Raw genomic sequence first — 16,813 nt, forward strand, 5'->3', positions numbered from 1 at the left:
GTGCGAATCAGGTAAAGTAGCTTTGTAAACTGTAAAACCTACGCTAATAATTTATTCCGGACATATCTTTGACCCATGAAGCGAGCCAAGCTATTTTATTCAGTCATTATCATCATATGCCTGATTGTTATTTCATGGAGCACATACTATACATTGGGTGGATTTGAGCCTATGGAGGTATTTGTGATGGAGGGGAAGGAGCGAACGATCATTGGGAAGGAGTATCGTGAGAAATTTGACTATGATCTGCTAAAAGCCAGATATCATGAAACTAAAGCAGCAATTGATTCAGGTAAGCTTCAAGGACAAGTGGCCATTGTCTACTTCAATTTGGATGAGTCAGAAAGTGACACGGTTCATTATTTCGTAGGGGCTTATAAGGATGAAATAAAAGATGTACTGCGATTGCCAGCGGGCTACTCATATAAAGAGTTTAAGACGGATAAGATCTTCAAAGTATTCTTAACTCAACACTGGCTGGTAAGGCCAAACAGAGAGGAAATAGCTGAAATGATGGAGGTGAAAGCCATTGAAGAAGGAGTAGTTCTCCAGCCCTATTCATTCGATTTGTACTACGAAGACGGTTCCCAAAGTACAGAACGTTGGGCTAGGTAATCACGCAACTTCTTCTCCGGAAAGCTGCTTGTCATGTAGCTCTTTGTATGCCCCCCCTTTAGACATTAGCTCATCATGTGTGCCTTGTTCCACTACTTTTCCATCGTCAAGCATCACCACTTTATCAGCAAGTTTTGCTGAAGAGACTCTGTGTGATATAATGATGGAGGTTCTGCCTTGCATGATTCGCTGCATCGCATTCAGGATTGCGTTTTCAGTTTTGGTATCCACAGCAGAAAGTGCATCATCCATGATCAGGATTTTTGGTTCTCTGGCGATTGCCCGAGCTATAGATACCCGTTGTTTTTGACCTCCGGAAAGTGTGATTCCTCGTTCACCCAGCCGGGTTTGAAAACCATTTTTGAAATCTTTTATATTATTGAGCAGGTCCGCATCTTCAGCGGCTTTTCTGATTTCTTCTTTGCTCATCGCCCTGTTGCCGAAAGCAATGTTATTCTCGATCGTGTCAGAGAAAAGAAATACATCCTGTGGAACATAACCTACCTGGCTTCTGAGAGATGAGATGTTATATTCTTTCACGCCTATATTATCAACTTCCAATCGTCCACTGTCAATATCATAGAGGCGGCACACCATATTGGCAATCGTGCTTTTTCCTGAACCAGTGGTTCCAACAATCGCTATGGACTCACCGGGTCTAACTTCAAAGGAAACATTTTTTAATGCCTGAATACCAGAATCCGGATATGTGAAACTCACATCATCAAAAACGATGTGCCCGTCAATTTCCCGTTCAATGTTTTTTTCAGAAACTATATTCGTTTTCGTATCAAGGAATTCATTGATTCTTCTTTGCGAGGCAGCTGCTCGTTGAATAATGGACGTGATCCAGCCGAGAGCGGTTACAGGCCAGGTTAGCATATTCACATAAATGATAAACTCGGCAATGTTACCGGTGCTCACCTCTCCATTAAAGACCTGAATAGAGCCAACCCAAACCGTGAGAATTACGCTTAATCCAATCAGCGCCATGATCAAAGGCATAAAAAGTGCCTGCACAAAGGCCAGCTTCAACGATCGATCGCGATACACAATACTTTCTGTTTCAAAATTTTTGGCTACTTCTTCTTCTCGAACAAATGCTTTGATTACACGAATGCCCGAAAATGCCTCCTGAACATAGGTAGAAAGTCCTGACAGACTTTCTTGAATTTCAGTCGAACGTTTGTTGATGATGTTGCTTACAAAATAGATGCTGAGCGAAAGAACGGGCAGTGGTAAAAGGGAATAAAGTGTAAGCGTAGGGTTAATAGAAATCATGTAGGGGATTACCATCAGAAAGAGGGTTAGTAGATTAATTCCATACATAATAGCCGGGCCTATGTACATCCGAACCTTGCTGACATCCTCTGAGATCCTCGCCATGAGATCCCCGGTATTATTTCTTCGATAAAAACTTAACGGCAGTGTTTGGTAGTGCTCATAAATTTCGTTCTTCAGATCATATTCGATGTGACGAGACATCACGATAATGGTCTGACGCATGAAGAAAAGAAAAACACCTCTCAGTAGTGCAGAAGCAAGGATTAGAATTGCGAGTATTATAATGCTGGAACCAATGATTCCAACGGTGTTTTCCTGAAGCTCAAAACCTTCGAAAGACGAAAAAATACCGTAGCTACGTTGAAGAATATCGAAAGCATATCGAACAATTACAGCAGGCACAATCGCAAAGAAATTTGCAATTATGATGAATAAGGCACCAAAAATTAGGTGAAACTTATATTTGAGCAGGTATTTATTAAGGTAGCCTAGGTCTTTCACAAAATTTTATAAAGGCCTGATAGCCAATTGGTTTTAGTTAAAATGGAATATTTTTGCATCCCCTTTTACGATAGTGCAATCACACTCGGGAAAGAAGGTTCAAATTTAGAATAAAGTTCATTTACAATGATAGATACACAACCCGAAGTAAAGTCGAACAGCGTGTTCGATCAAATGGCAAATCTTCAACACGAGCAAGTAGTATTCTGCAGAGATGAAGCTACCGGCTTAAAAGCAATTATCGCAATTCACAATACAGACCTTGGCCCGGCAATGGGAGGTACACGAATGTGGAACTACGCCAGTGATGAAGAAGCTTTGAAAGATGTTTTACGGTTATCCAGAGGGATGACATTTAAGTCTGCCCTTGCGGGATTGAATATTGGTGGTGGAAAAGCAGTCATTATCGGTGATGCTCGAAAAATGAAAAGCGAGCCTTTGATGAGACGATTCGGAAAGTTTGTGAATAGCCTGAATGGCAAATATTATACGGCGGAAGACATGAATATTACCATGCGTGATATCGAATACATGAGTATGGAAACTCCTTATGTAGTAGGCAAGCCAGAATACATGGGAGGGTCAGGAGACCCCAGCCCAATGACAGCTTATGGTGTATACATGGGAATGAAGGCAGGAGCAAAAAAGGCTTACGGACTTGATTCACTTGGCGGTAAAAATATTTTGGTACAGGGAGCAGGGCAGGTTGGTAAATATTTGGTGGATCATCTCATCGAAGAAAATGCTAACGTATTTATCGCTGATATCTTTGATGATAAAATCAAGGCAATAACCGATAAGCATGACAAGGTTTCGGTAGTGGATCCAAACAAAATATTCCAAATGGAAATGGATATCTACGCCCCATGTGCGATGGGAGCAACTTTAAATGATGAGACCATTCCAGAGATGAAATGCGCCGTAGTAGCAGGAGCAGCTAACAATCAATTGTCTGACGAACAAAAACATAGCGCCATGCTCAATGATCATGGAATAATTTATTGTCCTGACTTCCTGATAAATTCAGGTGGAATTGCCAATGTGTACCATGAATATTTGGGCAACTACAACAAAGAAAGGGTGATAGCATCTACAGAGCATATCTATGAAGTTTGCCTGGATGTATTGAGTCATGCTGAGCAAAATAAAATCGGTTCACACGAAGCAGCATTGGAGCTTGCACTTCAGCGAATAGACAAGGTAGGAAAAGTTAAACTTGGAGAATAAATTATAATCCAAGAACTTCAGCATCCGAAAGTGGACGACTGACAGAACAAATTTGAAATAAAGGAGAGGCGAAAAGCCACATAAAATGCTAAATAGAAGGATACTTAGGGTTAAAGCGATGCAAGCGTTGTATGGACATTACACTGCAGTGGAATCCATTAAAGAAGTGAAAAGAAATGAGCTGGAGGAGATGCATGCGCTGGATCCTGCTAAGCACGATTTTGCAGATAAGGCACTTTTTGAGGCTCGTAAAAAGCAAGCTGTTAAGCTATTCAATGCTAACCTGTTGAAAGGAAAAGTTGAAAATAGTACAGATGTCGAGAAGGAAGTTGTTGAAAATGTGAATGCGGCATTGGCGGAGTATGAGAATTTAGTTCACAAAGAAGCCAGAGTACGTAAAAATGATATGATGAAGGAAGCTGAGAGGCTAATGGATACCTACATCAAATTGTTGCTTCTCCCTATCGAAATTGAGCAGCGAGAAAAGCTGGATAGCGAAAAAGAAGACAAAGCATACATCGCCAAGGAAAAGAAAATCTATCCTTTTATTGGAAACGAACTAGTGAAAAAACTGAAGGAATCGGAGCTGCTTCAAAAAGAAGCCGCCAGATCCAGTATTTCGTGGGATAATGAACATCAGGAAATAAAAAGTTGGTATCGGGAGCAGATTAGGACCTCTGAGCCACTTCAGCATTTTTTTGGAGGTTCAAAATTGACGGAAGCTCCAGAAAATGATATAGTGCTGGAATTGTTTAAGCGCGTGGTTTTTAAGAATGAAGCAATAGTTTCTTATTTAGAAGGCACACACTTGCAATGGTCAGAAAACCAGCCAATCGTCAAAAGCATGGTGGTAAAAACTATAAAAGCACTCCAGGATGGGGAAGACCTGGAATTGGCAGAGCTTACCAAGAATGGGGAAGATGACTTTAAGTTTCTGGAACGGCTTTTCATGGATTCGATTAATCAGAATGAGTTTCTGGAAGAAATCATTCAAAGCAAAACCATGAACTGGGATGTGGACCGAATCGCGCTTACAGATCGTGTCATACTTAAGATTGCTTTGGTGGAAATGATGAATTCGCCAAGCATTCCTGTGAAGGTGACTATTAATGAAGCCATTGAGATTTCAAAAATGTATAGCACCCCAAAAAGTAAACAATTTGTAAATGGCGTTTTGGATGTACTCTCAAACGAGCTAACTTCGAGTGGTAAAATTCGTAAGAGCGGTAGAGGCCTTATCGATAATAAATAAAAACAGTAATCATGAGCAGATCAGGCAGTTCTTTTTTCGCATTTCTTTTAGGAGTAGTCACTGGTGGGGTACTTGGTATCCTCTATGCGCCGGATAAAGGAACAAATACACGCGATAAGCTCACTTTTCAGCTGGATAAGCTAAAAAAGCAACTAGAAGGTTTTGTGGAGGAAGTAGCTGATGGAAAAGCTGTTTTTAACAATGACGCCAAAAATCAGGGTGAGAAGATCGTGAAAGATGCCAAGGACAAAGCAGAGCGGCTTCTGGATGACGTTAATGGGCTTATAAGCCAAATCAAGAAAGATTAACAGCTTCGTTAACATTTCATTAAGAATTTTGAAACTATATCTTTCGTAGATTTGTAGATCAACTGGTAAATTTTAATTAAGTAGAGTGATGATGAAAGTATTAAAGATTTTTTTAGGAGTGATCGTGGCAGTTGGTATTGCCAGCTGCGGAAATAGCGATATGGAATCCAGAATTACTAAGCTGGAAGGCAGAGTAGCTGCATTAGAGGGAAAAGGTGGAATTGCAAAAGCAAACCCAACAGCACAACCGCTAGCAGTAAACAACCCAACACCTGCAGCCCCTGCAGAGAAGCCGGAGGGTCCACTACCAACAATCAAGTTCGAAGAGGAGCTTCACGATTTTGGTACCATTAAAGATGGTGATGTTGTAGAGCATGTATTCACATTTGTGAATGATGGAGAAGCACCATTAGTTATTTCAGATGCAAAAGCAACTTGTGGGTGCACTGTACCGGAGTGGCCAAGAGAGCCAATTCCAGTGGGAGCAACCGGGGAAATCAAAGTAAGGTTTAATAGCAAAAACAAGCCAGGTATCACTACAAAGACCGTAACTCTTACTACCAATACCTGGCCGACTACTCAGCAAGTAAAGATTAAAGCAAATGTGGTGAAGGAAGGAGAATAGTCTCTTTTAGCACTTCAAATTTTATTAACATTGCCCTGACGATTCTGTCAGGGCTTTTTTTATTTCAAATAACAACAAATGAACACAGTTTTATTGCAAGCCGGAGGAGGTAGTGATTTCACCTCATTCTTACCGATCATTGGTATGATCGCGATTTTCTATTTCTTCTTTATTCGTCCTCAGCAGAGAAAGCAAAAGGAAACTAAGAAGTACCTTCAAGAGATCAAAAAAGGCGAAATGGTTGTGACTGTTGGAGGCATCCATGGAAAAATCATGGAAGTATCTGACACAACTGTTTTGATCGATGTAGATCGAGGTACTAAATTGCTTGTTGAGAAAGCTTCTATTTCTTTAGAGGCAAGCAAGCGCTTGAATGAATCAGGCGAGAAGAAAGATAAAAAGTAGAATATTCAAATGGGCATCCCTAAAATATTTGGAAACTGGAAGGTAGTGCTGCTCTCATTTTTGGGAGCTACTACCTTTTGGTTTTTTAGTGCCCTGGGAAAAGACTACAATTCAAGAATTCAATACCCCATTGAATTTGTATACAACACCGATAGTCTGATTGCAGTCAAGCCGCTTCCGGAATATGTAGACATTGATGTAGGTGGAGGAGGTTGGGATTTGTTCAAGGACTCATTTTGGTTTGGGAGCGACCCAATCACTATTGAGTTGGATAACCCGGCAGCTATCCGCTACCTGACACGCCCCACTATCTTGCCGATAATTTCGGACCAATTAGACGAATTTCGAATTAATTTTCTTTTCACAGACACACTTTTCATCGATATAGATAGAAAGGTGTCAAAAAAATTGAATCTAAAAATTGATTCTGCCAACATTAGCATGGATGAAGATTATCGAATTATTTCATCCATTCTCCTAAGTCCTGATACAGCAAGAATCTTCGGCCCAACAAGTTTTATCGATACACTTGATGAAACTTATACGATCAAGCTTGATGCAGAGAGTATTGACAAAACGTTTGATCGATTTGTGAAATTAGGTTTACCGGAAATTTTTGATATCTACTCAGTGCCACCCACTGTAAATGTAAAATTTGATGTAGGCCGTTTTGATAAGTTGGAACTTTCAGCTGCCATTGAAATGCAAAACTTTCCTAAGGACTCATCCGTTTACGTGACGAACCCTAATGTGACAATTTCCTTTGTTGTACAACAGGACCTAAGGGAAGAATATTTCGCCAGCGATTTTAAGATAGTTGTAGATTATAACCTCATCAACAAGGCAGATTCTACGGCTCCTGCCATTGTAGTTTTTTACCCTGAGAATGTGATAGAGGTAGAGACCGTTCCAGATTCTTTGTCAATAACTTATGCAAAGTAAGCATGCCATAATTGGTGTTACTGGTGGAATTGGTTCGGGTAAGACAACCGTATGTAAGATTTTTGAAGTCCTGGGAGCTATCACTTACTATGCTGATGACAGAGCTAAATGGTTGATGGAAAACGATTCTGAGTTAGTGGTTCAAATCAAAAACTTATTTGGGGAAAGAGCTTTTAATGAAGGAAAGCTTGACCGTAAATTCATCGCAGGTCAGGTTTTCAAGGATGAGGGTTTATTAAAAAAATTAAATGGCTTGGTTCACCCGGCTGTTGCGAAAGATGTTGATCGTTGGGTCCAAGAGAATCAAGACGCAGATCTTCTTTTAAAAGAAGCTGCGCTCTTATTTGAGACCGGTTCTTATAAAAACCTCTCGAAAAACATTCTGATAACTGCGCCTGAAGATGTCAGAATCGAACGGGTAACAGCACGTGATTCACATCGTTCTGCTGAGGATGTGAGGGATATTATTCGCAAGCAGATGGATGATAAAGAGAAAATTCCTTTGGCTGATTTTGTGATTGAAAATGACGGGAGGCAATCCGTCATTCAGCAGGTGATGAAGATTTACAAATCTTTACTCATCGCATAAAATCCGTTCAAACTCTTCCAGGGTGTAGGCCTTTGACAAAATAAGATTCCCTTTCTGATCCACATAACTCACCACATGAAAGCCCGCCTTGTCCAAATGTTGGTCAGAAAAAAAAAGTGGATCTTCTGCTGTCCCAATATTGAAAATATCCGTAAACTCCGGCTTCATCAGTTCCCCAAACCGATTGCTTAGAAGCCCATATCTTCCATTGCTAACAAACCGGTAGGTAGACTGAATGTCGTTGGTAGTTAGCATTTTGACCTGTTCCACAGGCTCATAAACCATTTCTTCGTCTTCATTAATGATATTGAATAGATTGTCTTTTTTGATTAGATAACTCGTGTCATTCCACAACTTGATTTCATCATATAAGAATGAAAGAATCTCTGTTTTTGCAAAATCAATTATTCCATATTTTCCATTTTTCTTTACCAGATAATTTGATCGCATTCGCTCCACCCGAGCTTCATATTCAGTCGCAATCAACTCATTAATCAACGGGTCATAACACCCAATTTTTCCATCTATTAGCGTCAGAATAAGCCCATCTTTTTCATCAATGCTGTCGAATACCGGATTCAAAATCCACACTCCATTCTTTCTCATTAAGCCTTGCTTACCGCGAATTTGTACACGTATCAAGGAGTCATTCATGAAATTTATTTTCTCAAACTTTCCTGAGATAAGCTTTTCTCCATCTGAATTATATAGGGAGGACTCTATACCGTCATTTATGGTGACAAACTCCGGATTGTTTTGAAAAGTCGCGATTTTTTCCTCTTGCAGAGCAATCTCCTTTCCAGAAGAAAATAGAATTTTTTTGGACTGCTCCTTAAACAAAATCGCAGCATGGTTATTCAAAAGTTTTATGGAATCATATCCGCGTGAAGGAAGCAACCTTTGATTTCGAGGAAGCAGCATCCAGTCATTCTCAGTTTTTAATGCAAGCCATCCATTGTTAGATTCCAAATAGGGATAATACCGATCCATAATGTCAGCTTCAGCGGGGTTATAAATTCGATAGCCCTGATCTGACTTTAGGTACCAGCCTGATTCCTCCGGATATATTTCATGTACACCCCATGGGATTAAAAATTTGAGTGTTGAATCCAGCAGGCATTCGCGCTCCCCACGAAAGCCTATAAGTGAATGGTTATTCACCAACTCAATATCATCGAACTTGAATTCCAAAGACAAACCCCGACCCTCTATTTCATCCAAAATGAGCTTTTCCGTATACACGGCCAATAGACCGCTACGCTCAAATACATAGAAATTGCCTTCTTTGAAAATGTCGTCATAGATAATCTCAGCGATTTTTAGCCCTAAGATGCTAACCAAGCCCCATTTCCCGTTTTTGGAAATTTTGATCCATTGGTTGTCAAGGACCTCTGCAGTTTCTATCGGCAGGTCTAGTATTTTAAAACCACTTTTATGGTACAGAAGCCACTCCGCATTTTTCTTTACTAAACCGATATCGTCACTGATACTTATGTAATCTTCTACTTTACCAACGATAGTCTTACCACTTTTAGTCAACAGGTATCCGGCGCTATTGGTAGAAGCGAACACCCAATCATCTTTTATCAGTGTGCATTTGTAAATGTCGGGTACATCAGCAAACGAATGATCAATTTGTTGTTGGCCTGCTTGTGAATAGAACCCAATGGTGCTTTTATTAATAACTGGGAAGATTTGAATATCTCGCAAATTCAAAGCTGCTTTTATAGAATCCTTGTTGGGATGGTGAGCAACAGATTGAGGTGGGTTTAGATAGTATAAAACATCTGCCGCTTTTTTCTTCAGGTCTTGTGTTTTAGCAAATGCAATGAAGCTCTGATATTTTTCAGGAGTATGGGCTGCAGTAGAAACTTTTAGAATATAGCTTTCGACATTTCTCCTATGGCTTGTATATGGGTAGTCATCAAGAAATTGATAATGATCTTTTAACGCTCCCTTTTCTTTAAGGTCAAGAAAACGCATGCCATCAAGGATCGAATCTGCTTTAGGTTTAAAAACCGAAGTTTGGTGGGTCCTGATAAATTCAATCAAAGCTTGCTGAGATTGGGCATTTTGCGCTAAGTGAAATTCGATACTATCACTTTTGAAAGACAATATGTCTGTATAAACCGACCCTGGAAACTTTTGACTAAAAGAATCAATTTGTGCCAGTGTGAGATTGGACAATATATTTTGAAAAGCTTTGTCCCGTATTCGTTCATACAAGTTTGTAATTTTTTCTAGCTCAATGCCATCTTCTTTGAGATCTTTCTTCAAATCTGCCGATACTGTCTCGTAATTTTTTTTAGCTCTGAGGATAGCTATACGCGCAGTGTCTATGTTGTATTTAGCAAATGCAGCATCAAAAAACAGCACTGCATGGTAGTAGCTAATGCCAGGATTATTTGGCTCTTTTTCGTATGCTTTTGTAATCAATTCATAAGCTTTTTCATACTCCTTTTTTTCCATTGCCTTTTGAATTCGATCGACGGTACCGAATACGATGAGCTGCGGAAATAGGATATAGATAAGGATTTTGGGCATATACAGGCAAATTAACGTAACTAAGGCAATCTTGGACACTACATTTTCCCACAAAAATTTATCATTATACAGAATGAGAAATAAATGAAATTTATTATATTAGCTGTCTACATTTACAGGCGAGTAAATTAGGCGGTGATTAGATTCGACATTAGTCGGATCGAAAGTTCGATCCAACCAGCACATTGGGATCGGCTATGGGAGTACGAAGGTGCTCCCTTTTTTTATGCCTAGTTTATGCTAAACTTGATTTTCAACTCCTCCTCGGAGGGTGTTCTTTCAGTCCCTTCCAGATCAAAAGCATAGTGTGGTGTGTTTCCGCAAACATCTTCCAGTCTAGGATCTATGAGTAGTTCTAATTCTTTCGATCCCTGGTGACGCCACAAAATTTGCAGTTGTTCCGGGTTTTCAAATTTTACCTGAGCCGGAAGAAGCTGACCTTCAGCATTTCGCAAAAAAAGCATTCGTTGGGCCAGTGGTTGATCCAGCGGGTGGTCAGTTATGACGGTCAGGACACCTATTCCATTATTCACGTTAGCTTTTAAAGCCCAGCTGTTGATGTTCATGGCACCCCTAAGCGGATTAGTGGCATTGATTGTTTGTGAAAAATTCTGTTTGAGAGGTTCACCACTAGCACCCTTCCATTCGGAATGTATTTTGAGTGTGTAGCTATTTCCTGCCAATAAAACATCTCCCTGTGTCATATTTGGCCCGACACCTTGCTTCACTCTACCGGGGTGAAGAAGTAAGGTCAATCGTGTATGATTGATGTTCCATAACCCTTCGGGAATGACCACAAATGGATCAATAAGCTTTTTCCCATCATCATCTTCAATTGAGATAAAATCATACGGATTTTGCAATAAGCTCATTGGGGCAGAGAAATACACATAAAAACGTAGCAGGTTTGCCGGCACCTCATCAAGGTCCGGAGTGAAGGAAATGACCTCTGGTTGGGTTGTTTCAGGAGGCTCAAAAGATGCCACATCGGTATAAACATTTTGCTCAGTTATTTCATCAGATAGTAGCAAGCCCAGTTGCGGATAAGAAAATGTCACGAAGTAATTGACCTTTGGGTCTGGCAGAAACTTTGGGACAAACGATAGGTGGTTATTTTCGATACTATATTTTCCTAGCACTGCGGGCGCATTTGGACCGGTCTGGATATAGAAAAAAGAGGACCATTCTTCAAAACTGAAATTTTGTTGATTGATAAGTTTGACAATTTCTTCAGGAACCAGGCGTGTAGTGATGGTACCATACTGGTCGGAAGAAGGTAAAGTTTTAGCTGTGAAGAAACTTTGGCCGATTGCGTGACCGGTCAGCAAAAAAAAGAAAAGGAGGCCTAGAGTGCCTCCTTTTGTATTTTCAGATAATATTTTCATCATGGATAAAGCCACTCTTTTGAGAGTGAAGTTAATGCAAGCTTGCCGTTTGGCAGTCGCTGTGTAGAAAGAATGTACTTTTTGTTAAAATCGGCTAGCTGCTGAACACCATTTCCTGATCTTGGAGTATACTTTACCCCAGCCAAATAGCCTTTTACTTCTTCCGTGATTTCCCCTTTGTAGTTTGCTACATCTTCCGGATCAAAAAGAAGAAGTGGTAATGCACTGTTTGACATCAAAATGTAGTCCTTTCCATTGTTTTGATACAACACCATATCGATTGGGTAATTACCGGATCCAAATTCCGCAACAGTACGACCTTTTACATGTTGTCCATCAGAAAGCTTTGATGCATCTATGGTTACAAGTGGTGTGCATAAGTAAGCTGCCAGCAGTTGTTGCTGATTGTTTAGTTGATATGGAAGGAAAGCACGCACAGGCGATGCGGTTTCCCATTTTCCATGTGCACCATGAAAGATTTCGAGCGTATTTGCTTTGACATCTTTTGTGAAAGGGAATGGTACCGTCCACATCGCGGACCGAAACTCCTCATTGGATAGACCAGCTACATACACCTGACCGTTATCGAAGGCAATGTCCGTAATGGCATCCGAGCGAAGCTTTGCCCCCTTTTTCCATTGGTGTTCGATATCTGAGGATACCGGGTTTGGAATAGCGACACTTGAAAACTCCACATTTTCCAGGCTTGCTTCAGACATGTCACCGGAAGGTGAAATCTTGATCAAGATACTTGCATCTTCCAAATCATTTGGAGTCTCCCATCTGGATGTCCACTTGGCTCTGCCCCTGGATACGCTTAGATATACATTTTGTGAAATAGGATTTACCGCCATATCGTGGATCATGATATTGTCTGCTGTAGTTCCTAACAGGCCGGCCAATTTGTCCTCCAGATTCGGAATGTTTAGCTGCTCTTCATTGGTGCTTACTTGATCGTCACCAAGGTCAATGGCATATATAGCTCCACCTTTTGAGTCGCCCACAAAAAGGATTCCATCCTGATTAAACTCCAGAACAGACAGTGAAACAATGTCCGGAGTACCTTTTTTCATTCTCGGCTCTTTAGCGATGCACACGATCATAAAAGATGCAAGAAGTAGTGAGAATAATGTTTTTTGCATGAGTGTTTGTTTTGTTTTCAAACCTTATTTACGGGGATTGAGCAGTCGGGGTTAAGTAAGACTGTTGAGATGGAAATTTGTGGATAAACAGGAATCGGTTTTATAATTGTTATTGGTTATGTCAATTCACCCTATTATTATGTTCGTGTAAAATGAAGGGGGCAGAAATATGATTGATACATTGGCGGTTATCAAAAGAAAGATGAGCTCCCACAAATATTTTCACTGGCTTTATTATGTGAAAGGATATGCTACCTTATATAATTTCATCACAGCTATATTCTTTTGGGCGTTTTTGATAATTACCCGGCCATTTGGAATCTATTATGAGACTGTTGAAGGCATGTTGAGGCTAGCATTATATTTCATTCCATTTGGGCTTTTTTTCCCACTTTCCAGTTTTTCAGTCGATTTTTTATCTAAATGGATTTGGCCTTCCGGTATAGCTAACTTTAAAGTGAATGGTTTCTTCTGGCTTCTGAAAATGATACTCTTTATTCACCTGATTTATGTGCTGAGACAGTTATGGTGCGATTGGCAATGCTTCGATTCAAATGAGTATTTGGAGCTTTGGATAGCCTGCTTCTTACTAGTTGGATTTACTTATATACCCTTTATGATTTATGGTAAGTTTTTATATTATCATTCATTGGTTGGGAAGGATCCGGATAGTATAAATTTCACGCTGATACAGGGTAGCGGAAATGAATCGCTGCAGGTAGACCTTCAGCATCTGGTCTTACTAAAAGCCGATGATAATTATGTTGATTTTTTGGTCAAATCGGGAGATAAGTTGACATCAAAAACTTTGAGGACTACCCTAAAATCCATGAAAGACCAATTATCCGATCACCCACAGTTTCAAAGAATCCACAGGTCATATATTGTAAACATACAATTTGTAGTGTCTCGAAATTCCAGTTCTTTGATAATCAAGTCAGGCAACTGGACAGAGGAATTAACCATCTCTCCAACTTACAAGGAAGCAATAGATGCTTTGCTAAACTAGATTCACCCCAAAAGAGCGGACATTCACCCCAAATTTTTGATTTGACTCTACCATTTCAGCCTTAACCACGAAAATAGTGGAGGTTAAAAATTTTAATTGAAAAAATGAATTGGTTAATTGTTGGAGCTCCCCTAATAGCTTTTATTCTTATTTGGAGTGGCTATTTGATTGCAAAGAAGAAATACAACAAGTCATTACTGTTGATGGCATTTGCACACTTGCCTTATTATTTGATGAATGTAGTGGCGCCTTTTAGAGGTCCAACAGATTCTGATTATGGATATTATGTTTCCGGGCTGATTCTGATACCTCAGGGGCCAACTGTAACATTAGTCAGCGGAACAATTTTAATAAGCTGCTTTTTTATTATTACCCGATCCCTTCAAAACAGGATGGAAAATATGTGGCTTTTTACATTTGTTTTCGATGCTGTTCTCGCAGCATATATAACTCTTCCTGAGTTCATTGATCTTTTCGAAAACATTGAAGGCTCCAAGATTCAACTCGGTGAGTATTTGACTATTCCAGGTCTTGCTACTGCTCTGATCATTGTACTGTTATTCACCTTTCCTACCTGCTATTCAATTTATTATTCCGCTAAAAACCTTCTAAAAAAATGAAACTCATGAAACAGAACTATATACTTATCAACATACTCTTATTATTAAGTTCATTTGCTGTTCAAGCTCAACCAAATTACCCATCATCCCCTTATGAGGCAAAACTAATTTTTGAGGATGTAGATCGGTTCATTGAAGTATTTAATTCACTAACCAAATCCTCCGACACTTTAAAAATTCTAGATGAAGAATATCTAACAAACGGCTCGAGTGGCTTGAAAGAGTATATCTCAAGACATGGCCTTACAGCATCTATGTTGACAAAGGCATTAGCTAACTATCCGGAGGTATACAATCAGTTGGCAAAAGAATTTCCAAAGGAGAAGAAGAAATATCAAAAAAAGTATACTGCTGAAATGGTTAGATACAAGGCAGTCATAAACGATGCAATGTTTCCGCCTACTTATTTTTTAGTTGGAGCTTACAGAGGAATTGCTCAAGCCTCAAGACCGGGACAACTGGTCACAATAGAAAAGAACTGGGATAATCCTGATAGAAAGTTTTCAACGATCATTCACGAATTGACTCATTTCCAGCAGGCCAGAGCATTAGGTTTTGGTGAATATGCTAGTACTTATGGGAAGGAGAATAACATGCTTGACTTGATTCTTCGTGAAGGAGGTGCAGAATTTGTCACCTATTATCTGGTAAGAAAAAACACCAAAAGCTACCCACGACTTAATTATGTCAATGAGCGAGAGGCTGAATTGAAGGATCGATTCAAGAAGGATTTGGTGAATCAAGACAAAAGCTACTGGCTATGGGATTCAATTGATCAGGATGAGGTTCCAATACTTCTAGGATATACTTTAGGCTTTAAAATTTGTGAAGCTTATTATGAAAAAGCCAGTGATAAGAAGCAAGCTTTGAAAGATATATTAGGCATTCAGGATTCGACGGATTTTCTGGCTAAAAGTCAGTATTTGAGTAAATGATGAAGATCAATTTCAAAAACGAGAAGATAATTTCGGTGAAATAATGGAAGGACGAGAGCTAAAACTTATGAATGAGTTGGAGCCTGGAGAATTCCGAAAAACACTATTTGTTAAAGAAAAATCAACACATTCATTTCAATAAAAAAGCCCCATTCAGGGGCTTTTCAGGTTATGTTGGTAATGGATGTTTAATTGATGTCTTCGCCGTTTTTCAGTTTTTCAATATTTTGGTCAATGATTGGCCCATTCACTGTATCACCAGCCGGAATATTTTCCTTAGCAAGTTGTAAATATTTCAATGCTTGTTTATAGTCGCCAACTGCAGAATAGCCACGAGCTAATCCATAATTGGTCGGCCATGCACCGTTGTTTTGTTTGTGATTGTATTTAAAGATCTCAAGAGCCTTTTCTTTTTGACCAGCCCCTATCAATTGTCTTCCATATTGATGAATTGCTCCTGCCGTAGCATCCGGAAGTTTAACGGCCTCATCCATCAGTGTTGATGCTTCTTCCGTTTTGCCCGCAGCAGTTAGAACTGCTCCTTTAGTGGACATGGTTGCCCAGTTTTTCTGTCCTATGAAAGGCGCATTGATAGCAGCTTCTGCCCATTCAATCGCTTTATCATGCTCACCCACACCGGAAGCATATCTTGCAGCAGCAAGCAAGTTTTGGAAGGTAAAACCTGGCTGATTATTTAATTCAGCAGTGAGAGCTTCCATGTGAGCTCCAACCGGGTCAGCCAATTCTATTTTTATTGGAAGTTTTTTATCACCCCAAATTAGCGCTACTGTGGCCGAAGTGTTTTGGCGATCGATGAAGTCATAGGTCAGCCATTCGCGTGCCTCAGTATCTTCTGCTTCGACTTCCACCCTAAGGGCATCATTTTCTGGTTTGTAGAAAAAACTACCCCAGTGATTGTTGTCTTTCGAAAAGATAACCGTCCATGGTCCTTCCTCTGCTGGAGCCACAAAGAACCCATACTTACCTGCAGCCAGTTCCTTTCCTTCAATTTTCACATCATGAGAGAAATGGAAAGTGGTGTTTTGATCTGCTCCAGCTCTCCATGGAGAGGGATTTTCCGCTGTACTCAATCCAAATCCAAGATTGTTAAACCCGTAAGGAACTACACCACCGTAAATGGTTCTGCCCCTGGCTCCCGGGCTACTGTATTCAATAGCAACCTTGCCTACACCTCCGATGTGCTGTTTTACAAAGGACCGCTGACTACCCCCGCCCGGAGGCGTACTCACTTGTGCCAATCCCCAAAGGCTGACCATTGAGAGCATTAGCATTCCAAAAAATCTTTTGTTGTTGTTCATAGTTTTGAGAGTTGGTTCAATTAATTCAAAACGCCCGATGGTTAAACCGCCTTTTTATTTTCTATCAAGGGATAATATTGTAGATGAATGGTTATCATTGAGTACCCAATT

General features: G+C 40.0%; 16 protein-coding genes. 11 read left to right on the forward strand and 5 right to left on the reverse strand.

Features of this window, described 5'->3' with window-relative positions; genetic code table 11:
* The first annotated feature begins 75 nt into the window (after positions 1-75).
* On the forward strand, positions 76-615 hold the full coding sequence (locus tag RIC88_RS07365) for a hypothetical protein (protein WP_350216884.1): 540 nt from the start codon (positions 76-78) through the stop codon (positions 613-615).
* On the opposite strand, the gene RIC88_RS07370 is transcribed toward RIC88_RS07365, so the two are convergent.
* Complete coding sequence (locus RIC88_RS07370) at positions 616-2,400, reverse strand: ABC transporter ATP-binding protein (protein ID WP_350216885.1); 1,785 nt, start codon at positions 2,398-2,400, stop codon at positions 616-618. It lies immediately after the preceding gene.
* A 126-nt stretch (positions 2,401-2,526) separates the two neighbouring features.
* On the opposite strand from RIC88_RS07370, the gene RIC88_RS07375 reads away from it, so the two are divergent.
* From RIC88_RS07375 to coaE, 7 genes are all read left to right on the forward strand, one after another.
* Entirely contained in the window at positions 2,527-3,627 is a 1,101-nt protein-coding gene (locus tag RIC88_RS07375; protein ID WP_350216886.1) for a Glu/Leu/Phe/Val family dehydrogenase, read from the forward strand.
* 85 nt (positions 3,628-3,712) lie between these two features.
* Complete coding sequence (gene nusB / locus RIC88_RS07380) at positions 3,713-4,879, forward strand: transcription antitermination factor NusB (protein ID WP_350216887.1); 1,167 nt, start codon at positions 3,713-3,715, stop codon at positions 4,877-4,879.
* A gap of 11 nt (positions 4,880-4,890) precedes the next feature.
* Entirely contained in the window at positions 4,891-5,187 is a 297-nt protein-coding gene (locus tag RIC88_RS07385; protein WP_350216888.1) for a YtxH domain-containing protein, read from the forward strand.
* Positions 5,188-5,275: 88 nt separating this feature from the next.
* Complete coding sequence (locus RIC88_RS07390; RefSeq protein ID WP_350216889.1) at positions 5,276-5,812, forward strand: DUF1573 domain-containing protein; 537 nt, start codon at positions 5,276-5,278, stop codon at positions 5,810-5,812.
* A 78-nt stretch (positions 5,813-5,890) separates the two neighbouring features.
* Complete coding sequence (yajC, locus tag RIC88_RS07395; protein WP_350216890.1) at positions 5,891-6,217, forward strand: preprotein translocase subunit YajC; 327 nt, start codon at positions 5,891-5,893, stop codon at positions 6,215-6,217.
* Positions 6,218-6,226: 9 nt separating this feature from the next.
* On the forward strand, positions 6,227-7,159 hold the full coding sequence (locus RIC88_RS07400; RefSeq protein ID WP_350216891.1) for a YbbR-like domain-containing protein: 933 nt from the start codon (positions 6,227-6,229) through the stop codon (positions 7,157-7,159).
* Positions 7,149-7,748 (forward strand): dephospho-CoA kinase, encoded by a 600-nt coding sequence (coaE, locus tag RIC88_RS07405; protein WP_350216892.1) that lies wholly within the window; start codon positions 7,149-7,151, stop codon positions 7,746-7,748. Before RIC88_RS07400 ends, coaE begins: the two co-directional genes overlap by 11 nt.
* On the opposite strand, the gene RIC88_RS07410 is transcribed toward coaE, so the two are convergent.
* The 3 genes from RIC88_RS07410 to RIC88_RS07420 all read right to left on the reverse strand — a co-directional run bounded on the left by RIC88_RS07410 (position 7,734) and on the right by RIC88_RS07420 (position 12,819).
* Positions 7,734-10,292 (reverse strand): WG repeat-containing protein, encoded by a 2,559-nt coding sequence (locus RIC88_RS07410; protein ID WP_350216893.1) that lies wholly within the window; start codon positions 10,290-10,292, stop codon positions 7,734-7,736. The two genes, coaE and RIC88_RS07410, sit on opposite strands and share 15 nt — an antisense overlap.
* Positions 10,293-10,522: 230 nt before the next feature.
* Positions 10,523-11,680, reverse strand: a complete 1,158-nt coding sequence (locus RIC88_RS07415; protein WP_350216894.1) for a hypothetical protein — start codon at positions 11,678-11,680, stop codon at positions 10,523-10,525.
* Positions 11,677-12,819 carry a hypothetical protein gene (locus RIC88_RS07420; protein WP_350216895.1) on the reverse strand — a complete coding sequence of 381 codons (1,143 nt, stop codon included), beginning with the start codon at positions 12,817-12,819 and terminating at the stop codon, positions 11,677-11,679. The genes RIC88_RS07415 and RIC88_RS07420 overlap by 4 nt, the downstream gene beginning before the upstream one ends.
* A gap of 202 nt (positions 12,820-13,021) precedes the next feature.
* Here RIC88_RS07420 and RIC88_RS07425 point away from each other — a divergent pair, with 202 nt between their 5' ends.
* From RIC88_RS07425 to RIC88_RS07435, 3 genes are all read left to right on the forward strand, one after another.
* Entirely contained in the window at positions 13,022-13,828 is an 807-nt protein-coding gene (locus RIC88_RS07425; protein WP_350216896.1) for a LytTR family transcriptional regulator DNA-binding domain-containing protein, read from the forward strand.
* Positions 13,829-13,932: 104 nt separating this feature from the next.
* Positions 13,933-14,448: a hypothetical protein gene (locus tag RIC88_RS07430; RefSeq protein ID WP_350216897.1), complete on the forward strand. Its 516-nt coding sequence runs from the start codon at positions 13,933-13,935 to the stop codon at positions 14,446-14,448.
* A 5-nt stretch (positions 14,449-14,453) separates the two neighbouring features.
* Positions 14,454-15,383, forward strand: coding sequence for a DUF2268 domain-containing putative Zn-dependent protease (locus RIC88_RS07435; protein WP_350216898.1), 930 nt, complete (start codon positions 14,454-14,456; stop codon positions 15,381-15,383).
* Between the two features lie 188 nt (positions 15,384-15,571).
* On the opposite strand, the gene RIC88_RS07440 is transcribed toward RIC88_RS07435, so the two are convergent.
* Entirely contained in the window at positions 15,572-16,702 is a 1,131-nt protein-coding gene (locus tag RIC88_RS07440) for a DUF2911 domain-containing protein (RefSeq protein WP_350216899.1), read from the reverse strand.
* Between the last annotated feature and the right edge of the window lie 111 nt (positions 16,703-16,813).

This window comes from Ekhidna sp. (assembly GCF_040220215.1).
In the GTDB taxonomy this organism is placed as follows: domain Bacteria; phylum Bacteroidota; class Bacteroidia; order Cytophagales; family Cyclobacteriaceae; genus Ekhidna.

What these genes read in the sequence shown, in the direction of transcription:
- RIC88_RS07365 (WP_350216884.1), top strand. Translation starts at nt 76, where the DNA reads ATGAAGCGAGCCAAGCTATTTTATTCAGTCATTATCATCATATGCCTG.
- RIC88_RS07375 (WP_350216886.1), top strand. Translation starts at nt 2,527, where the DNA reads ATGATAGATACACAACCCGAAGTAAAGTCGAACAGCGTGTTCGATCAA.
- nusB (WP_350216887.1), top strand. Translation starts at nt 3,713, where the DNA reads ATGCTAAATAGAAGGATACTTAGGGTTAAAGCGATGCAAGCGTTGTAT.
- RIC88_RS07385 (WP_350216888.1), top strand. Translation starts at nt 4,891, where the DNA reads ATGAGCAGATCAGGCAGTTCTTTTTTCGCATTTCTTTTAGGAGTAGTC.
- RIC88_RS07390 (WP_350216889.1), top strand. Translation starts at nt 5,276, where the DNA reads ATGATGAAAGTATTAAAGATTTTTTTAGGAGTGATCGTGGCAGTTGGT.
- yajC (WP_350216890.1), top strand. Translation starts at nt 5,891, where the DNA reads ATGAACACAGTTTTATTGCAAGCCGGAGGAGGTAGTGATTTCACCTCA.
- RIC88_RS07400 (WP_350216891.1), top strand. Translation starts at nt 6,227, where the DNA reads ATGGGCATCCCTAAAATATTTGGAAACTGGAAGGTAGTGCTGCTCTCA.
- coaE (WP_350216892.1), top strand. Translation starts at nt 7,149, where the DNA reads ATGCAAAGTAAGCATGCCATAATTGGTGTTACTGGTGGAATTGGTTCG.
- RIC88_RS07410 (WP_350216893.1), bottom strand. Translation starts at nt 10,292, where the DNA reads ATGCCCAAAATCCTTATCTATATCCTATTTCCGCAGCTCATCGTATTC.
- RIC88_RS07415 (WP_350216894.1), bottom strand. Translation starts at nt 11,680, where the DNA reads ATGATGAAAATATTATCTGAAAATACAAAAGGAGGCACTCTAGGCCTC.
- RIC88_RS07420 (WP_350216895.1), bottom strand. Translation starts at nt 12,819, where the DNA reads ATGCAAAAAACATTATTCTCACTACTTCTTGCATCTTTTATGATCGTG.
- RIC88_RS07425 (WP_350216896.1), top strand. Translation starts at nt 13,022, where the DNA reads ATGAGCTCCCACAAATATTTTCACTGGCTTTATTATGTGAAAGGATAT.
- RIC88_RS07430 (WP_350216897.1), top strand. Translation starts at nt 13,933, where the DNA reads ATGAATTGGTTAATTGTTGGAGCTCCCCTAATAGCTTTTATTCTTATT.
- RIC88_RS07435 (WP_350216898.1), top strand. Translation starts at nt 14,454, where the DNA reads ATGAAACAGAACTATATACTTATCAACATACTCTTATTATTAAGTTCA.
- RIC88_RS07440 (WP_350216899.1), bottom strand. Translation starts at nt 16,702, where the DNA reads ATGAACAACAACAAAAGATTTTTTGGAATGCTAATGCTCTCAATGGTC.